The 18634-nt window shown below is 37.5% G+C and carries 19 protein-coding genes; 17 read left to right on the top strand and 2 right to left on the bottom strand.

Translation table 11 applies throughout. From position 1 onward, the window contains the following. Positions 1-82: 82 nt before the first annotated feature. Entirely contained in the window at positions 83-1963 is a 1881-nt protein-coding gene (locus HPY74_00575) for an IS1634 family transposase (protein ID NSW89173.1), read from the bottom strand. Positions 1964-2496: 533 nt separating this feature from the next. Then, the gene (locus tag HPY74_00570; protein ID NSW89172.1) at positions 2497-3867 is read right to left on the bottom strand and encodes a DUF1015 domain-containing protein; all 1371 of its coding nucleotides are present in this window, start codon (positions 3865-3867) and stop codon (positions 2497-2499) included. A gap of 231 nt (positions 3868-4098) precedes the next feature. On the opposite strand from HPY74_00570, the gene HPY74_00565 reads away from it, so the two are divergent. From HPY74_00565 to HPY74_00485, 17 genes are all read left to right on the top strand, one after another. After that, positions 4099-4698 carry a PRC-barrel domain-containing protein gene (locus HPY74_00565; GenBank protein ID NSW89171.1) on the top strand — a complete coding sequence of 200 codons (600 nt, stop codon included), beginning with the start codon at positions 4099-4101 and terminating at the stop codon, positions 4696-4698. 39 nt (positions 4699-4737) lie between these two features. Continuing rightward, complete coding sequence (locus HPY74_00560) at positions 4738-4917, top strand: YtxH domain-containing protein (protein NSW89170.1); 180 nt, start codon at positions 4738-4740, stop codon at positions 4915-4917. Positions 4918-5024: 107 nt separating this feature from the next. Beyond that, on the top strand, positions 5025-6074 hold the full coding sequence (locus tag HPY74_00555; GenBank protein NSW89169.1) for an AI-2E family transporter: 1050 nt from the start codon (positions 5025-5027) through the stop codon (positions 6072-6074). Between the two features lie 111 nt (positions 6075-6185). After that, positions 6186-8828 (top strand): alanine--tRNA ligase, encoded by a 2643-nt coding sequence (gene alaS, locus HPY74_00550; protein ID NSW89168.1) that lies wholly within the window; start codon positions 6186-6188, stop codon positions 8826-8828. Positions 8829-8923: 95 nt separating this feature from the next. Continuing rightward, positions 8924-9268 carry a histidine triad nucleotide-binding protein gene (locus tag HPY74_00545; GenBank protein ID NSW89167.1) on the top strand — a complete coding sequence of 115 codons (345 nt, stop codon included), beginning with the start codon at positions 8924-8926 and terminating at the stop codon, positions 9266-9268. A 210-nt stretch (positions 9269-9478) separates the two neighbouring features. Then, positions 9479-9655: a 30S ribosomal protein S21 gene (locus HPY74_00540; protein NSW89166.1), complete on the top strand. Its 177-nt coding sequence runs from the start codon at positions 9479-9481 to the stop codon at positions 9653-9655. A 13-nt stretch (positions 9656-9668) separates the two neighbouring features. Then, positions 9669-10112: a GatB/YqeY domain-containing protein gene (locus HPY74_00535; protein ID NSW89165.1), complete on the top strand. Its 444-nt coding sequence runs from the start codon at positions 9669-9671 to the stop codon at positions 10110-10112. Between the two features lie 114 nt (positions 10113-10226). After that, a complete protein-coding gene (locus HPY74_00530) occupies positions 10227-11891 on the top strand; it encodes a nucleoside kinase (protein ID NSW89164.1) in 1665 nt (554 codons plus the stop codon). A gap of 38 nt (positions 11892-11929) precedes the next feature. Beyond that, positions 11930-13465 carry a xylulokinase gene (xylB, locus tag HPY74_00525; GenBank protein ID NSW89163.1) on the top strand — a complete coding sequence of 512 codons (1536 nt, stop codon included), beginning with the start codon at positions 11930-11932 and terminating at the stop codon, positions 13463-13465. Between the two features lie 87 nt (positions 13466-13552). Beyond that, positions 13553-13912 carry a hypothetical protein gene (locus tag HPY74_00520; GenBank protein ID NSW89162.1) on the top strand — a complete coding sequence of 120 codons (360 nt, stop codon included), beginning with the start codon at positions 13553-13555 and terminating at the stop codon, positions 13910-13912. Further along, entirely contained in the window at positions 13893-14330 is a 438-nt protein-coding gene (locus tag HPY74_00515) for an ATP-binding protein (GenBank protein ID NSW89161.1), read from the top strand. Before HPY74_00520 ends, HPY74_00515 begins: the two co-directional genes overlap by 20 nt. 17 nt (positions 14331-14347) lie before the next feature. Beyond that, complete coding sequence (locus HPY74_00510) at positions 14348-15775, top strand: 4Fe-4S dicluster domain-containing protein (GenBank protein ID NSW89160.1); 1428 nt, start codon at positions 14348-14350, stop codon at positions 15773-15775. A gap of 123 nt (positions 15776-15898) precedes the next feature. Continuing rightward, positions 15899-16198: an AraC family transcriptional regulator gene (locus HPY74_00505; GenBank protein ID NSW89159.1), complete on the top strand. Its 300-nt coding sequence runs from the start codon at positions 15899-15901 to the stop codon at positions 16196-16198. Then, positions 16182-16898: a PHP domain-containing protein gene (locus HPY74_00500; GenBank protein ID NSW89158.1), complete on the top strand. Its 717-nt coding sequence runs from the start codon at positions 16182-16184 to the stop codon at positions 16896-16898. Before HPY74_00505 ends, HPY74_00500 begins: the two co-directional genes overlap by 17 nt. Positions 16899-17181: 283 nt before the next feature. Next, positions 17182-17688, top strand: coding sequence for an NADH-quinone oxidoreductase subunit NuoE (nuoE, locus tag HPY74_00495; protein ID NSW89157.1), 507 nt, complete (start codon positions 17182-17184; stop codon positions 17686-17688). 13 nt (positions 17689-17701) lie between these two features. Further along, complete coding sequence (locus tag HPY74_00490; protein ID NSW89156.1) at positions 17702-18268, top strand: ATP-binding protein; 567 nt, start codon at positions 17702-17704, stop codon at positions 18266-18268. After that, positions 18252-18626 carry a (2Fe-2S) ferredoxin domain-containing protein gene (locus HPY74_00485; GenBank protein NSW89155.1) on the top strand — a complete coding sequence of 125 codons (375 nt, stop codon included), beginning with the start codon at positions 18252-18254 and terminating at the stop codon, positions 18624-18626. The genes HPY74_00490 and HPY74_00485 overlap by 17 nt, the downstream gene beginning before the upstream one ends. Positions 18627-18634: the final 8 nt, after the last annotated feature.

Here is an 18634-nt window from a genome sequence, read left to right as displayed (position 1 = left end):
ATTATCCCGAGTTTGACAGTTAAAGAATATAAAAGAGGCAATAAACATTGAAATTTCAAGGTTTATGCCTCTTTACTGTTTTTCAAGAATGTTGTATGAGATTGTTCCCTATAAAATTTTTTCTGCATTTTTTGTTAAGTTCCCTTGGCAGGTAATATTGCTTGTCTAATCCCAGGGTAAATACTCCCTCTAATGCGCTTAATGTTTTTGAACCTGTATACTGTGAAGAATAGCAAAGATCCGAGATGTTGGCTACCTGCATATTCTGCAGGGTTTCAATGATATTCCTCGTGGTAAAATGTGTATTTTTATCAAACCTGTTCAACTTGACTTCAAGCAGCCTGAAAATCAAAAGTGCTGTATAACAAATCATAAAATGAGCAATGATTCTTTCTCTTATGTGATGGAAATATGGCCTTGATGAAAAATCTGTCTTGAGTATTCTGAAGCAATCTTCAATCTTGTAGCGTTGATCATTGATGGCGAGTATGTTCTTCACATTATCATCCAGATTTGTAGCAACAGCATAAAAACCGTCGTACTTTTCTTCCTCTCTGATTTTTTCAAGATCCAACTCATATTTATCTTTTGAATGTCCCACTTTCTTGATGAACCGGGTAACATCATTAGGTCCCTTTTTGTATTCTTCAGGATCTATTTTCTCAAGAATCTTCTTTGCTCTTTCAATTTGACGATTTCTGATAAAACGTTGATATTCCATGCTTTTTCTTGAAAATGTAACGATGACGTGCTGCTTTAGGGTGGCCTTTGATTTTACCTTTTTTGTTTTTCCGTTATTAAGAATTTTATCTTCATAAATTCCTACATCAAGCAAAGTGTTTGCTTCAATGATTTTATAAGCCTTGTCTTCGTATAGAAATCGGTTCTTTTCATCTTTTTTGTCGAAGGTTTTCAGCATCTCAATGCTTACAGGGGAATCATCAGAAAGAAGTCTGTAATCGCAATCATTAAATACAGCCTCCTTCAGGGCATCGGATAATTTTTTAACTGACTGCGTAACAACAAAGGCTCTGCCTCCCATGGAGTTAAAGTTTCTTATGTGGTAGGAACTCAGACCTGCATCAGCACAATATATGAATTTTCGCCTCTCGTCTCCGAACATTTTGATAAGCTCTTTTTCAAGTGGAATGGCAGTTGTCTGCTCATTTGTGTTACCGGGTGCTATGCACATGGAAATCGGAATACCGTTAGTGTCCATAAATAATCCCAATTCAACAATAGGGTTAGGTTTATGGTCTTTGGGAAAACCATATTGACGAAGTCCTGTAAAGACTTCCCCGGTAACCTCGTCTACATAGTCTGGATCCTGGCTTTCCGTTTCACAATAGAAATTGGTACAATCATAATAACAGACGGCAGTATTGCGTTTATGAATCTTTCCACTTGCCTTAAACAGGTGTTCGATGTATTCGTTGTAGTGTTCATACATCAGATCCATTGTTCTCATGATATGCTGATAATCAAATACAGGCTCTTCATAGAAGGTATTCAGCTTTTCATAGCTTCCGAGTTTTGAATCAGGATCAAGAATCCTTGAATAGGTTATAAACCTGTTGACAAGGTCAGGATTGAAGGTGATTTTTCTGTTTTTTGTTATATTATTGAAAAATTTATCAATTTCAAGTTGATAGTAAAGCCTTTGCAAATATAGATAACCAATATTTTTCAATGTACTGGCAGAAGCAGCCTCATCTGTTGATCTGATTTTTTGGGCGAAATCAAGATGTATCTCCATACCAACCTTGTTATTTTTCTTTACTTCCTCATTGTACTTTTTAACCTGTTCTTTTGCGTAAGCAAGAGGATCATCAGTGATCTTAAGCAGTTCCGAGTGTTTACCGATTCTTGCGACATTCTTAGTTGTAACTTTCTTCCCGTTTCGGATACCGATCTGTACAAAGTAGGTGGGATCCTTGGATTTTTTATCATAATTAAGCTTCATATGTATACGCTTCCCCCCATATGTATTATACATTCATTATAACATAAAATACATAATAGTACAACACCGTACAACAAAAAAATTTTATAAATTTGACAGATTATTTGCATAAAAAAAGCCCATTTTTCAATGGGTTTCAGACTTTTTGATAATTGATTTTCAGCAACTAACTGTCAAACTCCCGATCCCTTTAAGTTAGTATAACACTTTTTGGTGTAGTCTGCAAGAATAAATTTTTTTATCGCAGTTAGCTTTGCATAAAATTTATACACAAAATTTACACAAAATTTATATTGATTTTACAAAATCTGTATGTTATAATTCATTATGAAATTAAATAAGACGATGGAGCTCGTCGTTAATTCTTACGGCAGAAAGTAGTCGTAGATAATAGCTCCTGATAAATCTGATATTTGGATTTGTCAGGAGTTTTTTATTTTCACTTACTTAGATTTTGTACAAATAAGGAAATAATAGCTTTTACGACTGACCAGGGATTTGACCCAAACGCACAGAAATAAAAGATGTTTCTCTTATATTATCTTCCTGCACTCAAGGTAATACCTCTTTTCCTCAGCTTCACCCATGGAAAAAGTCTTCCTGGGAAGCGTCCCATCGGAAATAACCGTTTTAAAAAGCCGGTGTTTATTTATTGGAGGAAGGTAAAAGCCGAAATTGCCTTCTTTTTGTGCAATTGATGAAACAACGTTTTCCCCGTGAATATAATCTATTTTTGTTTTCTCATTTTTTGAAATGTAATAATCAAGAAATTCCTGCAGAGTGCCTGCATCAAGGTTATGTCGTGGTTTTTCAATAATAACGGCACCACGGCCTTTACTGTAAGCAAATGGGATAATGTGACAGCCCTTTGCGCTTTTCTTGATTAATTCCAGCTCCCTTTCGGAATCTTCAATTGAAACAAATGTTTTAAGACTTACATTCGAATAACTCTCAAAATAGTGGAGCATTTCATTAAGTAAATTCTCATGGTTTACGTTAAACAAAACCCTGTGGATGGGCTCAAAAATCAAGCCACTGTCGTGGATATTAATAACCTCTGCCATGGCATAACGGGCGGGATGGGACATTCGCTGTTCCTCAGGCAATACGGATTTTATATTTTCCCAATGGACCTTGGCTGAAGCCAGGGAGTGGTTGCCATCGCCAACTGCAAAAAGAAGCACTCCTTTTTCAGGGCTTGTATTATATTTCATAGAAAAATTTGCGGGACTAGCAAGTTTTTCCAGGTAATATACAATCCTTTTGATTATTTCATAATCATCTACTCTGTAACCTGTTACATGCCCTCCTCCCATCATCAAATCAAAGTCATAAATTTTCTTTAAGTTTCCAATGCTTTCTGACAGGGGCTCAATTACTGTCATACCGGGATCGTCAATCAAAAGCTGTATATGAGGAATTTCGACGATGGCATTTTTCCTGATTTTTACCCTTGAAGGGAGCCTTTCAATAACAGTTTTTTCTGTTGCACGTACCATGGTTTCTGAACCTTTATTATAGTCATACTTTTCAAGATCAATTGCAAGAAGTAAGCCTTTCCTGGATTTAACACGGGGTGTTTCCCGGTCTAAATATACAAAACAGGGTTTTTGAGGGCATAATATTCCTTCATCGAGGTATTTTTTCATTGTAATGTTTATTTTATTTATTCTTTCCTCAACATCGTTATTTTCAAGGAAAACTTCAGGAAGTATAAGCTTTAAGGTAGAAGGGTCGTCTCCTACTGTTTTTTCAACCTTTTCCCAGTATTCAGGCTGAGAAGTATATTGGTCACAAGCTATCACTGACCATTTGTATAAATCAACCCCTTCTGCGGGTAATAAGATTTCAGGAAGTAAAACCCCAACACTTTCAAATTTATTATTTAATTCTGAATTTATCATACATCATACCTCGCTTTTAAGTTTAATATGAAGTCTTTTTAAAGACATTTTACAGAAAATTTAACTTCCAGTCAAATAAATTCCATTTAACTTAAATTCTGCTTAACACCGAAATACCAGGAATATTAAAGTATCCAATATATGAATTTATTTTTTAAAATGTGAAATAATAAAATTATGTTTAGGCAAAAATTATGATTAAAATAAGAAAGTTGATTATGGGGGATATTATTGGAAAAGAGCAGAAGAATTATTGGCTTACCGGTAATTGTTATACCTGGCGAAAAAGAACTTGGTTTTGTAAAGGATGTTGTTTATAACAGTAAAGAAAAACAAGTAAAGGCAGTTATAATTGAAAAAATGGAGGGTAAATCCGGTACGGGGCTGATAATGCTTGAAGATATTAATGAAATAAGTAGTGATGGAATACTAATTAATAAAGAAAATGAAAAAAGGATAGAGCAATACCGTTATAAAAAGGGTAATAAAAATTATAATAAAAGTAAAACTAAAAAAACATTAAAAATTGGATGCAGTGAGCAATTAAAGGAAATAAAAGACACAAAAATTTATTCAAAATCGGGAAATGAGCTGGGAGTAGTGAAGGATGTCCTATTTGATTATAGGACGGGAAATATTGAAGGGGTTGAGATATCAGACGGAATACTTCAAGATCTGATGGAGGGGAGAAAAATAATACCGCTCATTGGAAAGTATGAATTTGGAGAAGATGGTTTATTAGTTGATAATGATGCAGTTGAAGAAATAATAGATACAGGTGGGGGAATAAAAAATAAATTATTCGGAGAAAGTAAAATTTATTTGCCATAGTGCTGGTACTAAATTTGATAAAAAGGAGGATATACAGTAATGTTAAATGGATTTACAAAAGGTTTAATAGTGGGGAGTATATTGGGAGCGTCCATCAGCATGATGATGGAGCCTGATATAATGAAAAGAAGGAATAAGAAAAGAATGATAAGGGCAGGAAGAAACTTTTTAAGAAGAACCGGCAACATTATTAGTGATGTTGTGGATGCTTTCAGGTAATTTGGCAATTAAATCGTGAGATAAAATTTGCTCTCAAATCCTCAAGAAAGACTGGATTTCATATATATCCAGTCTTTAATATTATTATGATTATTAGGTGAAATGACATGTTGTCAAAAAGGAAGTTGTTGTTTCTTGCAATTCTATTAATTATTTTAATATTGGTGTTACTGTTTGTTTATAACTACAGGAGAAAAATCGGACGGATCATAAGTCCATTTTTCCTAGCAATAGTAATTTCGTACCTTGTGCATCCCTTGGTTATAAAGCTGGAAGAAAAGAAAATACCGCGTACAACAGGGATAATACTTGTATATTCGGGTATACTTCTGGTTTCTGCAGTTATTATTGTTTTTATTGTTCCTGAATTAATAGACAATACAAAACAACTTATAAACGCATTACCTGATATAATCTCTGAATACCAAAAACTATTCAACAATATAATTTCTTCTGTTCGGAAGAGCAGGTTGCCTGATGAAATAAAGGAAGTGATGTTTAAAGAAATCGATACAGGTACGGAAGTGATCCAAAACTATATTGTTGGCAATTTAAAGAAAGCCCTGGCAGGACTGGTAGATACGCTGACAGTAATATTCGATATTCTTTTGGCAATGGTTATTGCCTACTACTTTATTAAGGACTCAGACCTCTTTAAATCTATAGTTCTTTCACTTATTCCTAAAAAGTGGAGGAAAGGCATAGCGTTAACAGGAAAGGAAATTCATTTTGTGTTGTTAAACTTTATCCAGGGACAGCTTCTAACGGCACTGATCATAGGGTTTATGGAAGTTGTCGGACTAATACTGTTAAAGGTAAAATATCCATTGGTATTGGGCTTGATTGGTGGAATTGCAAATGTAATACCCTATTTCGGACCAATAATAGGGGCAATTCCGGCAGTAGCGATAGCACTGGTTGATTCGCCGTTAAAAGCAGTATGGACGGTAATTTTGTTTGTTGCAGTACAGCAAATTGATAATGTTATAATCACCCCAAAAATTGTTGAGGGGAGGGTTGGACTCCACCCTGTAGCTACAATAATGGCTGTCCTTATTGGGGGGGAGTTTTTTGGTATTACCGGGATGCTTGTTGCAGTACCTGCGACAGCTATACTGAGGATTATAGTGAGAAGAGCTATTGAAACGTTGGTGTGATAACGCAACCCACTCTTGACACAAAATTTACACTAATATATATTATTGTTAAACTTATTGTTATTATTGTTAAGCACTAAAGTTAAGTTTACTAATGCGAGGTTTTTGATAATGCAAAGTATTGGATTAAATGAACTGAGAGAAGAATATTTAAATTTCTTTGAAAGCAAAGGCCACCTCAGGCTGCCAAGTTTTTCCCTTATCCCTGAAAATGACCCGAGCATACTGTTGATAAACGCAGGTATGACCCCGTTGAAGCCATATTTTACCGGTGAATTAAAACCGCCGCGCAATAGGGTTACCACCTGCCAAAAATGTATAAGGACTGCTGATATTGAGCGGGTGGGAAAGACAGCAAGGCATGGCACTTACTTCGAAATGCTTGGTAACTTTTCTTTTGGTGATTACTTCAAAAAAGAAGCCATTTCATGGGCATGGGAGTTTGTAACCCAGGTTTTGAAAATGCCAAGAGAAAGGCTTTGGGTTTCAATTTATGTTGATGATGACGAGGCTTTTGAAATATGGAACAAAGATATCGGGCTTCCTGCCGAAAGAATTGTGAGGATGGGCAAGGAGGATAATTTTTGGGAACACGGCACAGGTCCATGTGGTCCCTGCTCAGAGATATATTTTGACAGAGGACCTGAAAAGGGGTGCGGTAAACCTGATTGTAAAGTAGGATGTGATTGTGACAGGTATATAGAGTTTTGGAACCTTGTATTTACCCAGTTCAACAAAGAAGAAGACGGTTCATATACGCTTCTACAAAAAAAGAACATTGACACAGGTATGGGCCTTGAGAGGCTTGCCTGTATAATGCAGGATGTGGATAGCCTGTTTGAAGTAGACACTATAAGGAACATATTAGATTCAGTATGTAAAGTGGCGGGGACGGAATATGGCAAAAACTATAAGACTGATGTTTCAATACGGGTAATTACGGACCATATACGCAGCATAACCATGATGATATCCGACGGAATTCTTCCGTCAAACGAAGGTAGGGGTTATGTTTTAAGAAGGCTGTTAAGAAGGGCAGCAAGGCATGGAAAGCTCCTTGGCTTAGAAAAGCCTTTCCTGACCGATTTAGTAGATATTGTCGTTATGGAGTCGAAAGGTGCATATCCTGAGCTCGGTGAAAAACGGGAATACATCAAGAAGGTGGCCAGGGTAGAAGAAGAAAAGTTTAACTTCACCATAGACCAGGGATTGTCAATTCTTGGTGATTATATTGAGGACATGATGAAAAGCAACGAAAAGGTGATACCAGGAGAGCTTGTATTCAAGCTTCATGACACATATGGTTTTCCGTTGGATTTGACCAGGGAAATTGCCGAAGAAAATGGGCTTGTAATTGATGAAGAAGGATTTGAAAAAGAAATGGAAGCCCAAAAAGCTAAAGCACGTGAAGCCCTGAAGAAGAAAGAAGGTTCGGCATGGGGACAGGGACTGTCCCTTAAAATTGACAGGACTTTTGAAAGCAGGTTCTGTGGTTATGAGTATTTTAATTGCGAAGCTGAAATACTGTATATACTTAAAAATGATGAGCCGGTAGAGATGGTTTTCGAGGGTGAGAGCGCAACAATTATACTTAACAAGACGTCTTTTTATGCAGAAAGCGGCGGACAGACAGGAGACACCGGTTTTATTGAAACGGAAACGGGGCTGCTTAGGGTTGAGGATTGTAAAAAAACGACGGATGGAATATATCTTCACTATGGCAAAGTTGTGAGAGGATATGTTGAAAAAGGGCAAAGGGGAGAGACAAGAATTGATGTTGCAAGAAGAGAGTCAATTGCCAGAAACCATACAGCAACTCATTTAATACACAAAGCCCTCCGCAATATACTGGGTGAGCATGTTGCACAGGCAGGCTCCCTGGTTGAAGCTGAAAGGTTGAGATTTGACTTTACACATTTCGAGCCTGTTTCAGAAGATGAGTTGAAGCGCATAGAGGATGAAGTGAACTTAAAGATCCTGGAGGATATGCCTGTTTATGTGGAAGAAATGGGGCTTGATGAAGCAAAAAACCTTGGGGCTATGGCTCTGTTCGGAGAGAAGTATGGAGAGAGGGTCCGCGTAGTAAAAATAGGGGACTATAGCATGGAGCTTTGTGGTGGTACCCATATGAAATCCACTGCTAAAATTGGATTGGTCAAGATATTGAGCGAGACGGGAATCGCTGCAGGTACAAGGAGGATTGAAGCAGCAAGCGGCCATTATGCATTAAAATATTATAGGGAAAGAGAGGCACTTTTAGACAGCATTGCAGAAGCGCTGAAAACAACACCCCAGGATTCGGTAAAGAAAGTTGAGAATCTTATGGCTGAGGTCAAAAATGCATATAAGGAAATTGAACAGTTAAAGGTTAAGCTTGTCATGTCCAGGATTGATGAAATAATATCAGATGCATTGGTAATAAATGGTACAAGTGTTGTTACAGCAAAGTTTAGCGGAATGGATATGGAGGCTTTAAGAAATACGGCTGATATCCTGAAAGGCCGGTTTACAGATGGGATTATTATCCTTGCGTCAGACTATAATGGAAAAGTGAATTTTGTTGCTGCTGCTACAAAGAATGCTGTTAAAAAAGGCATTCACTCGGGAGATCTTATAAAAAAGACTGCTGAAATCATCGGGGGTGGAGGCGGCGGAAGACCGGATATGGCGCAAGCAGGGGGGAGGGACTCGTCAAGAATTGATGAAGCATTGCAACAAGCGGTTGAAGTAATTAAAAGCCAACTTGTGCAATAGTTAGACTTTTTGTGCTTGTAATAATTGCTTATAAGGATGCAAGCGACAACAAACCGGGTTAGTAAATATCCGGAATATTAGGGAGGTTTTATTTTATGGCAGATTGTATTTTTTGTAAAATAATTAATAAGGAAATACCTTCGCAAATTGTATATGAAGATGATAAGGTGATTGCATTTAAAGACATTCAGCCTGTTGCTCCGGTACATGTATTAATAGTCCCAAAAATCCATATTGCCAGTATGAAGGATATTAACAGCAGTAATGCAAATATTCTCATGGATATCCACCTTGCGGTCAATGAAGTGGCAAAGAAAATGGGTATTTATGAAAAAGGATACCGGCTTGTAAATAATTGCGGTGCTGATGCAGGTCAAACTGTGCAACATCTACATTACCATTTGATAGGTGGAGTAACCCTTGGACCCAAAATAATATAAGAATGTAAGTAAGCCTTAGGACTTGGAAATAATTATGGAGAAATAATACAAAAAATATATTAAAATAAAATATGTATCCATGCGTTATTGACTTTGATTTCTAAAATAAGATATAATAAAACTGTGCTATGCAATGTTTGAAATAATAATTATAGCATAAAAAACAGTATAAATTCAGCACAATTCACATCATCGGAGGGAGGGAAATACGTGTCTGAAGTAAGGGTTAGAGAAAATGAATCACTTGATAGTGCCCTAAAGAGGTTCAAGAGGCAATGTGCCAAAGCTGGAGTATTGGCCGAAGTAAGAAAAAGGGAACACTATGAGAAACCAAGTGTAAGGAAAAAAAAGAAATCTGAAGCTGCAAGAAAAAGGAAATACAGATAAGGAGGCATCAAATATGTCCCTTAAGGAGAAATTATTGGAAGATTTTAAAACTGCAATAAAAGATAAGGATACCGTGCGGAAAGATGCTGTCCAAATGGTAAGGTCTGCAGTGCTTCAGGTTGAAAAAGACCAAAAAGTCACCCTCGACGATGATGGTATTATTGAGGTAATAGCAAAGCAAATAAGACAGAAGAAAGATGTTTTACCTGAATACGAAAATAGCGGAAGGCATGATTTAATAGAAAAGTTAAAAAGAGAGATTGAAATTTTAACGCAGTATTTACCTGAACAATTAACAGAAGAACAACTTGAAGGCATTATCAAACAAGCCGTTCAGGATACCGGAGCGAGATCGGCAAAAGATATAGGTAAAGTAATGCAGGCTGTTATGCCAAAAATTAAAGGAAGGGCAGACGGTAGACTTGTGAACCAGATAGTGAAAAGGCTGCTAGTATAGGTAAAAACTTAAGCGAACTTACAAAAAGAATGTAATTAAAAGCCCGATAGTAAGAATATCGGGCTTTCATTAACCTCTTCCCAAAACCAACTCTGCATATGGAGGTGCATATTTATGAAAAAAGAAACAACAATCACTATTACTTTTGTTGACGGTAGCAGTAAAAAGGTTGCCCAAGGCATCTCACTGCTGGAGTTGAGTAAAGAATTCCAAAAGAATTATACTTCTACCATAATTGCTGCAAAAGTAAACAACGATATAAAAGAATTGAGCTATCGGCTGAAAGGTGATTGTAAAGTTGAGTTTATTGACCTTACTACTGATGACGGCATGCGTATTTACAGAAGAACCCTTACTTTTATACTAATTAAAGCAGTAAATGACATTTACCCTGAAAGAAAGGTAATAATCAACCATTCCATAAGTAAGGGGTTATATTTTGAAATAAAGGGAGATGAAGAACTGAAAGAGAATGATGTAGGGCTTATCAAAGAAAGGATGAGAGAGATTATAAACGCCCGTATGCCTTTCAGAAAACTGGTTGTGCCTATTGAGGATGCCAGGGAAATATTAAAGGAAAACGGGAGGATTGATAGACTCCACTTGATAGAAGACAGGCAGAAGCCACATGTAACTATTTATAGCTGTGATGGCTTTGAGGGGTATTTTTATGGCTATATGGCCCCGGATACAGGCTATACCGGCTTATTTGATTTAATATATTATCCACCGGGCGTCGTTCTCCTTTTCCCTGACAAAACCCAGCCTAATGTGTTACCGGAGTTTAAGGAACAAAAAAAACTGTTTACAATATTCAACGAAAACAGGAAATGGGGACGGATATTGGGAGTTGAGAGTGTCGGTGCCCTTAATGATGTTGTTAAAAACAGTAAAATAAGAGATATTATAAGAATATCCGAGGCACTCCATGAGAAAAAAATAGCCGAAATAGCAGACATGATTACCGGAAGTAACCATATGAAAAAAGTTGTACTAATTGCGGGACCGTCTTCGTCAGGCAAGACTACCTTTTCCAACAGACTGGCTATACAGCTCAGGGTAAACGGAGTAAGACCTGTTATAATCGGCTTGGACGACTATTTTGTTGATAGGGACAAAACACCCCTGGATGAAAACGGGGAGTTGGATTTTGAGGCTTTGGAAGCTGTTGATATTGATTTATTTAATGACCATTTAATAAAAATGCTAAACGGTATTGAAGTTGAAGTACCCATATATAATTTCCCTCTTGGTAGAAGAGAACCTGTGGGAAGAAAAGTCAGGATGGAAGAAGACCAGGTGTTGGTTATTGAAGGAATTCATGCCCTTAATGAGAAATTGACCGCACCCATATCCCGGGAAAATAAATTCAAAATTTATATAAGCGCTATTACATCAATGAATATTGATGACCATAACCGGGTGCCTACTACAGATACAAGGCTAATAAGAAGAATAGTAAGAGACCATAAGTTTAGGGGAAGCAGTGCTGTAGAAACTATCAAAAGATGGCCTTCTGTAAGACGTGGAGAAGAGAGAAATATATTTCCTTTTCAGGAAGAAGCAGATGTTATGTTTAATTCTTCCTTAAAATACGAACATGGCGTGCTAAAAATTTTTGCCGAACCATTACTGTCTAAAATTGACGACTCTTACCCTGAATATTCTGAAGCAAAAAGATTAAAAGAGTTCTTAAGCTATTTTCTTCCAATTACTGATATATATGAAATACCTAACAATTCTATACTAAGGGAATTTATCGGAGGTAGCTGCTTCTAAAACCGACGGCATATAAATTTAACAAAGGGGGTAGAGGTATGGCATTTTTACTGGGTATTGATATTGGAACCTCAGGTACAAAGACGGTTTTATTTGATGAAAAGGGACAAACTATAGCAAGTTCATTAAAAGAATACCCAATGTATCAACCTAATGTGGGTTGGGCTGAGCAGGATCCGGAAGACTGGTGGAAAGCAACTTATACCTCAATAAAGGAAGTGATAACAAAAAGTGGTGTCAATCCGGCAGATATTAAAGGTGTTGGCCTTTCCGGACAGATGCATGGCGCAGTACTTCTGGATGCGGATTATAAGGTTTTGAGGAGAGCCATAATATGGTGTGACCAGCGAAGTGCAGCCGAATGTCAACAGATAACGGGACTAATAGGAAAAGAGAGGTTAATAGAAATAACTGCAAACCCTGCATTAACAGGGTTTACAGCCTCTAAAGTAATGTGGGTAAAAAACAATGAGCCACACATATTTGAAAAAATAAGGAAAATTTTACTTCCTAAAGACTATATACGTTTCAGATTAACAGGGGAGTTTGCTACAGAAGTTACAGACGCCAGTGGTATGCAATTTATGGATATTTCCAACAGATGCTGGAGTGATGAAGTCATTTCAAAGCTGGGTATTGATGGATCTATGCTAGGCAAAATGTATGAGTCGCAGGAAATAACAGGTACAGTTGTAAAAGAAGCAGCAAACCTGACAGGTCTTAAGGAGGGTACACCGGTGGTAGGGGGAGCAGGTGACCAGGCGGCAGGTGCTGTGGGTAACGGTATAGTAAGGCCAGGGGTTATTTCTTCTACTATAGGCACGTCGGGTGTAGTATTTGCCTACTCCGATAAAGTAAGTATTGACCCTGAAGGACGGGTGCATACTTTTTGTCATGCCATTCCAAACACATGGCATATTATGGGTGTAACACAGGGAGCAGGACTGTCTCTTAAATGGTTCAGAGACAATTTCTGTATTGAAGAAAAAAGAACTGCAGAATTAATGGGCATAGACCCTTACATTTTAATGGATAAAGAGGCGGAAAGAATCTCTCCGGGTTGTAATGGCTTAATATACCTGCCGTACCTTATGGGTGAAAGGACTCCCCACCTTGACCCTGATGCCAAAGGTGTATTCTTTGGATTGTCTGCGAGTCATGAAAAACCTCACTTAATAAGGGCTATCATGGAAGGAGTGGTCTACAGCCTTAAAGATTGCCTTGAAATTATAAAAGAAATGGGTGTTGACACTATTGAGATAAGGGCTTCAGGTGGGGGAGGAAAAAGTAAATTATGGAGGCAGATGCAGGCAGATGTGTTTGGCACTGATATTACTACAGTGAATTCCAGCGAAGGACCAGCCCTTGGAGTAGCTTTGCTTGCGGGGGTCGGCACAGGTATTTACAGCAGTGTGCAAGAAGCTTGTGATGAAGCGATTAGGGTAGTGAGCAGGCAAAAGGCTGATACTTCCTTATATGAGATATATTTGGGATACTATAGAATATATAAAAAGTTGTATACTTCACTGAAACAGGATTTCAAAGAATTGACAAAAAGATTACAGGCTTGTTAATTCATTAACAATGTGTTATAATTACACTATAATTACACTAAAGAAGGAGACAACAAATTGACTTAATGCTAAAAAGAGGTTAGGTGTATGAGAATAAAAGAAATAATTGAAATACTTAATGCGGGAATCCTAACTGGAGAACAGGAGCTGGAACTTGATGTAAAAACTGCCTGCGGTTCTGATTTAATGAGTGATGTTATGGCTTATGCCGGTGATAAGGACATATTACTTACCGGGTTGGTCAACCCCCAGGTAATAAGAACAGCGGAGATGATGGATATAAAAGTTATCATATTTGTGAGGGGTAAAAAGCCGGGAGATTCTATAATCGGTATGGCAAGGGAAAGAAGTATAATTTTGTTGACAACCGAGTATCCCATGTTTATAGCTTGCGGTAAACTTTTTTCACAAGGCATTACCGGAGGGGATGGATGGATTGGACAATGAATCTGTAAAACTTTGCTATAATATACCGGGAGACAACTTTACCCTTGCAGGAGAGGCCTCAAGTAATGTAAAAAAGATGCTTAACCAACTGGGAATTAGACCTGATATTATTAAGAGAACTTCTATTGCAATGTATGAGGCAGAATTGAATGCTGTTATCCATGCTAATGGAGGTGTTGCAGAGGTAGAAATAGACAGTAAAAAAATCACTATAAGGGTTCGGGATAAGGGACCTGGAATTCCGGATATAGAGCTTGCAATGCAAGAAGGATATTCTACGGCTCCCGACATAATAAGAGAAATGGGTTTTGGAGCAGGCATGGGACTTCCCAATATGAAAAAGTATTCAGACAAGCTTCAGATAGATACTGAATTAGGAAAGGGTACTACTGTTACTATTGAAATACATATAAATTAACTAGTAAGGTGAGGTAAATGCAGAATTACTTTCATTCTGTAACGCTGGACGAAGAAACCTGCAGAGGATGTACTAATTGTATAAAAAGATGTCCCACAGAAGCTATAAGGGTTAGAAAGAGCAAAGCTCGCATAATAAAAGAAAGATGCATAGATTGTGGTGAATGTATAAGGGTTTGCCCCTACCATGCCAAAAAAGCCATAACAGACTCCATGGAAATACTTAAAAACTTTAAATATAAGATAGCCTTGCCTGCCCCAGCTCTTTACGGGCAGTTTAATTTAACATATTCAAGAAAAAGGATATTATCTGCTTTAAAGCTTATAGGTTTTGATGACGTTTATGAAGTAGCAAAAGCTGCAGAATTTGTAACTGAGGCAACAAAAAAGTTTATAAAAAAAGGTAATTATAAAAAACCTATTATTTCATCTGCCTGCCCTGCTGTTGTAAGATTAATCCAGGTAAGGTTCCCAAACCTTATTGATAACATTTTGAGAATTGCATCTCCTATGGAAGTAGCTGCACGAATGGCAAAGGCCAAGGCCCAAAAACAATATGGCTTCAAAGAAGGGGATGTGGGTGTTTTTTTTATTACTCCTTGTGCTGCAAAGGTTACAAGTGTGAAAGCCCCCTATGAAACGGACAAGTCGTTGGTGGATGGGGCAATATCCATGAAGGATATTTACCTTAAGTTACTTGATGCCATGAAAGATGGAAAAGTTTATGAAACCCTTGAACAAGCAGGGATGGAGGGTATACGCTGGGCCAGCTCCGGAGGGGAAAGCTCTGCTTTAGGAATAGAAAATTACCTTGCAGTTGATGGTATCCACAATGTGATAAGAATTTTTGAGGAAATTGAGAATGAAAGGCTGGAAGACATAGATTTTGTAGAAGCACTGGCATGTACAGGAGGATGTTTGGGAGGTCCCTTAACTGTAGAAAATGCCTATTTGTCAAGGAGAAGGTTAAAAAAACATATGGAAGAAGCGGAAAAGATGCTTGTTAATACTGGTATTACCAGTGATACTGATGTTGCTGTTGTTGCTGCTGTTGCCGATACTGGGACTTATGCTACTGCCGGTACAGCTGTTACTGATGTTGATTCCGGTATTGTTGAAGATAAATTTGAAAACTTTTTATGGACAGGAGACATTGAACACAGGCCTATCATGAAGCTGGATGAAGATTTGACTAGGGCTATTAAGAAACTGGAAACCCTTGAAAAGTTAAACGATGAGCTCCCCGGCTTAGACTGCGGTGCATGTGGAGCACCGAGCTGCAGGGCATTGGCGGAAGATATTGTACGAGGCAATGCAAATGAGACCGACTGCATATTTAAACTAAGAGAAAGAGTAAGGAGTCTAGCAGTACAGATGGCAGAACTTGAGGCAAAAATGCCTCCTGTATTGGACAAGGATGGCAATAAAAGTTCAAAGTTAAAATAAGCTTCCAGAGCTTTTAAAATTATCTGCCATTAAAATGACATAACCCCTGTACTTTAGTGCAGTGGTTGTTAAGTTCGAGGTGTTGTGTTTGTGAATGTTGAAAAATTTGCCAGAGAATTAAATATGAGGGTGTTAACTGGAGATAAAGGATTAGAAAGAGAAATAACCGGCGTATATGTGTGCGACCTTTTGAGCTGGGTTATGTCCCATGCAAATAAGGGAGATGCCTGGATAACGGTACAGACCCACTTGAATACAGTTGCGGTGGCAGTATTGTTGGAAATTCCATGCATAATTGTACCGGAAGGGATAAAAGTAGAAGAGGCAACTATAAAAAAAGCCTCGGAAGAAAACATTGTTGTATTAAGTTCAGAAATGAGCGCATATGAAATTTGCTGGAGGGCTCATGAAATATTACATTGATTTGCATATTCATTCCTCTCTTTCGCCATGTGCAGAGAATGATATGACCCCTAATAATATTGTAAAGATGGCTGTTATTAAAGGTCTGGATATTATTGCTGTTACAGACCATAATTCGGTAGAGAATGCAGAAGCTGTGTTGAAGTGCGCAGAAAAAGCAGGGATTTTGGCAGTACCTGGAATGGAGCTTGAGACTAGAGAAGAGGTACATGTAGTATGCCTTTTCCCTGATATTGAAAAAGCTATGAAAATGCAGGATGTGGTTTACAAGGCTATGCCTCCTTTGGAAAACAGGGAGGATATATTTGGTGAACAAATAATCGTGGACGAAAATGACAACATTAGAAAAAAATTAAAAAGAATGCTTCTAATAGCAGCCGATATAGGCCTGGAAGAAGCTTTTCATATAATTGAAAAATTAAATGGGGCTATGATACCCGCCCATATAGATAGGGATTCGTACAGCATAATATCAAATCTTGGTATGGTTCCGAATGAAATAAGCATAAATTGCCTAGAAGTGTCACGGGTGTGTGATCTTGATAAATATCTCGAAACAAATCCTCAACTGAAAAAATTCAGAGTTATAAAATCATCGGATGCTCATAACCTGGGAGATATTCTTGAGCGGGAAACTTTTATTGAACTTGACAAAAAGGATATCATATGCTTAATAAACAGGCTTAAGTATAATAAGTAACTTTAAACGTTTCCAAGGCTTTATTTGTGTATACAAAAAACTTGATGCCCTTTGGGAAAACCTTAAATTATTTGCTTTTTAGCATATGCAAGTATACAAAAATTTTTAAAACTTATTGAATATTAAACAAAAATCTGATATAATTGAGACATAGTTTGTTAAATACTTAACATACATAAACAGTGTGTATATGACACTGTTTTAATATTACAGTTGTTTACTCTTGTAAACAATAGGTAAATAAAACAACAAAGCGGTTAAAATTAATTAGGAGGTATTAATTATGGACGGAGGCAAATGCTGCGGCGGATGTGTTGATGAAAGGGAGCAGAAATTGCTGGAAATTATACAAAAGCATAAAGACCAAAAAGGTGCTCTAATTCCTGTACTTCATGAGACACAGGAAGTATACGGGTATTTACCGTTGAGCGTACAGAAGAAAATATCTGAAGGTTTGGGTGTACCTCTTTCTGAAATATATGGGGTAATAACCTTCTATACGCAGTTTTCTCTCAAACCCAAGGGCAAATATAATATTCAGGTATGTATGGGAACTGCATGTTATGTAAAAGGAGCAAATTTAATACTTGAAAAGCTTCAGGAAAAATTGGGCATACATGTAGGGGATTGCACTGAAGACGGACTGTTTTCATTAGAAGCCTGCAGGTGTGTCGGTGCTTGCGGATTGGCTCCTGTTATTATGATTAATGGTGAGGTTTACGGCAGATTAAAACCCGAAGATATAGAGAGAATTATTGAAAAATACAAACAAATGGAAATACCTGCATAGAAGGTTGGCATAAATGAGGGATTTGTCATTGCACTTGATGGATATAGTACAAAACTCAATTAGGGCAAAGGCTACAAGAATAGTTATTGAAATACTTGCCGATATAGAAAAAGACCATATGAAGGTCGTGATTAAAGATAATGGTCATGGAATGGAAGAACCACTGGTGAAAGAAGTAATAAATCCCTTTGTGACAACTAGGACGAACAGGAAAGTGGGTCTGGGAATTCCTCTGTTAGAAGCATCTACCGGAAGGGCCGGGGGCGGGCTGATTATAGAATCGGAAAAGGGTAGAGGTACTTGTGTAACAGCAACATTTAAGATATCGCATATAGACAGGCTGCCTCTGGGAGATGTATCCGAAACGATGATGAATTTGATAGCTGCAAATCCTGAATTGGACTTTGAGCTTGAGTTAAGTAATACAAAAGAAAGATTTGTATTTAAGCTTTCGGAAGTTAAGGCACAATTAGGGGAAATTCCGGTTGATGATGTTGAGATTCTTATGTGGATTAAAGAGTATATTAATGAAGGAATATTGGAGATATTTGGGGGTGTATTAAGTGAAATCCATAACTGAGTTGGAAGCAATTAGAAAGAAAGCTCTTGAACAAATGAGTGTAAGAAATCAAGATGTACGGATGAGAGTAGTTGTGGGAATGGCTACCTGCGGTATAGCAGCAGGCGCAAGGCCGGTAATGAATGCATTTTTAGAGGAACTTAAGAGGAGGAACATTAACGATGTTAAGGTTACTATGACCGGCTGTATTGGTGCATGCAGGCTAGAACCTATAGTGGAAGTCGTTGATGAAAAAGGGGAAAAAGTTACCTATGTAAAAATGACTGCTGAAAAGGCTGCCAGGGTAGTAGCAGAGCATATTGTAAATGGAAGGGTTTGTCTTGACTATACCATTGGAGCTGAAGAAAAGAATAAATAAGCGAATGT

Source organism: Bacillota bacterium, from assembly GCA_013314855.1.
Classification (GTDB): domain Bacteria; phylum Bacillota; class Clostridia; order Acetivibrionales; family DUMC01; genus Ch48.
The sequence above is the reverse complement of the archived record's forward strand: the minus strand, read 5'-3'. Positions and strand labels throughout refer to the sequence as shown.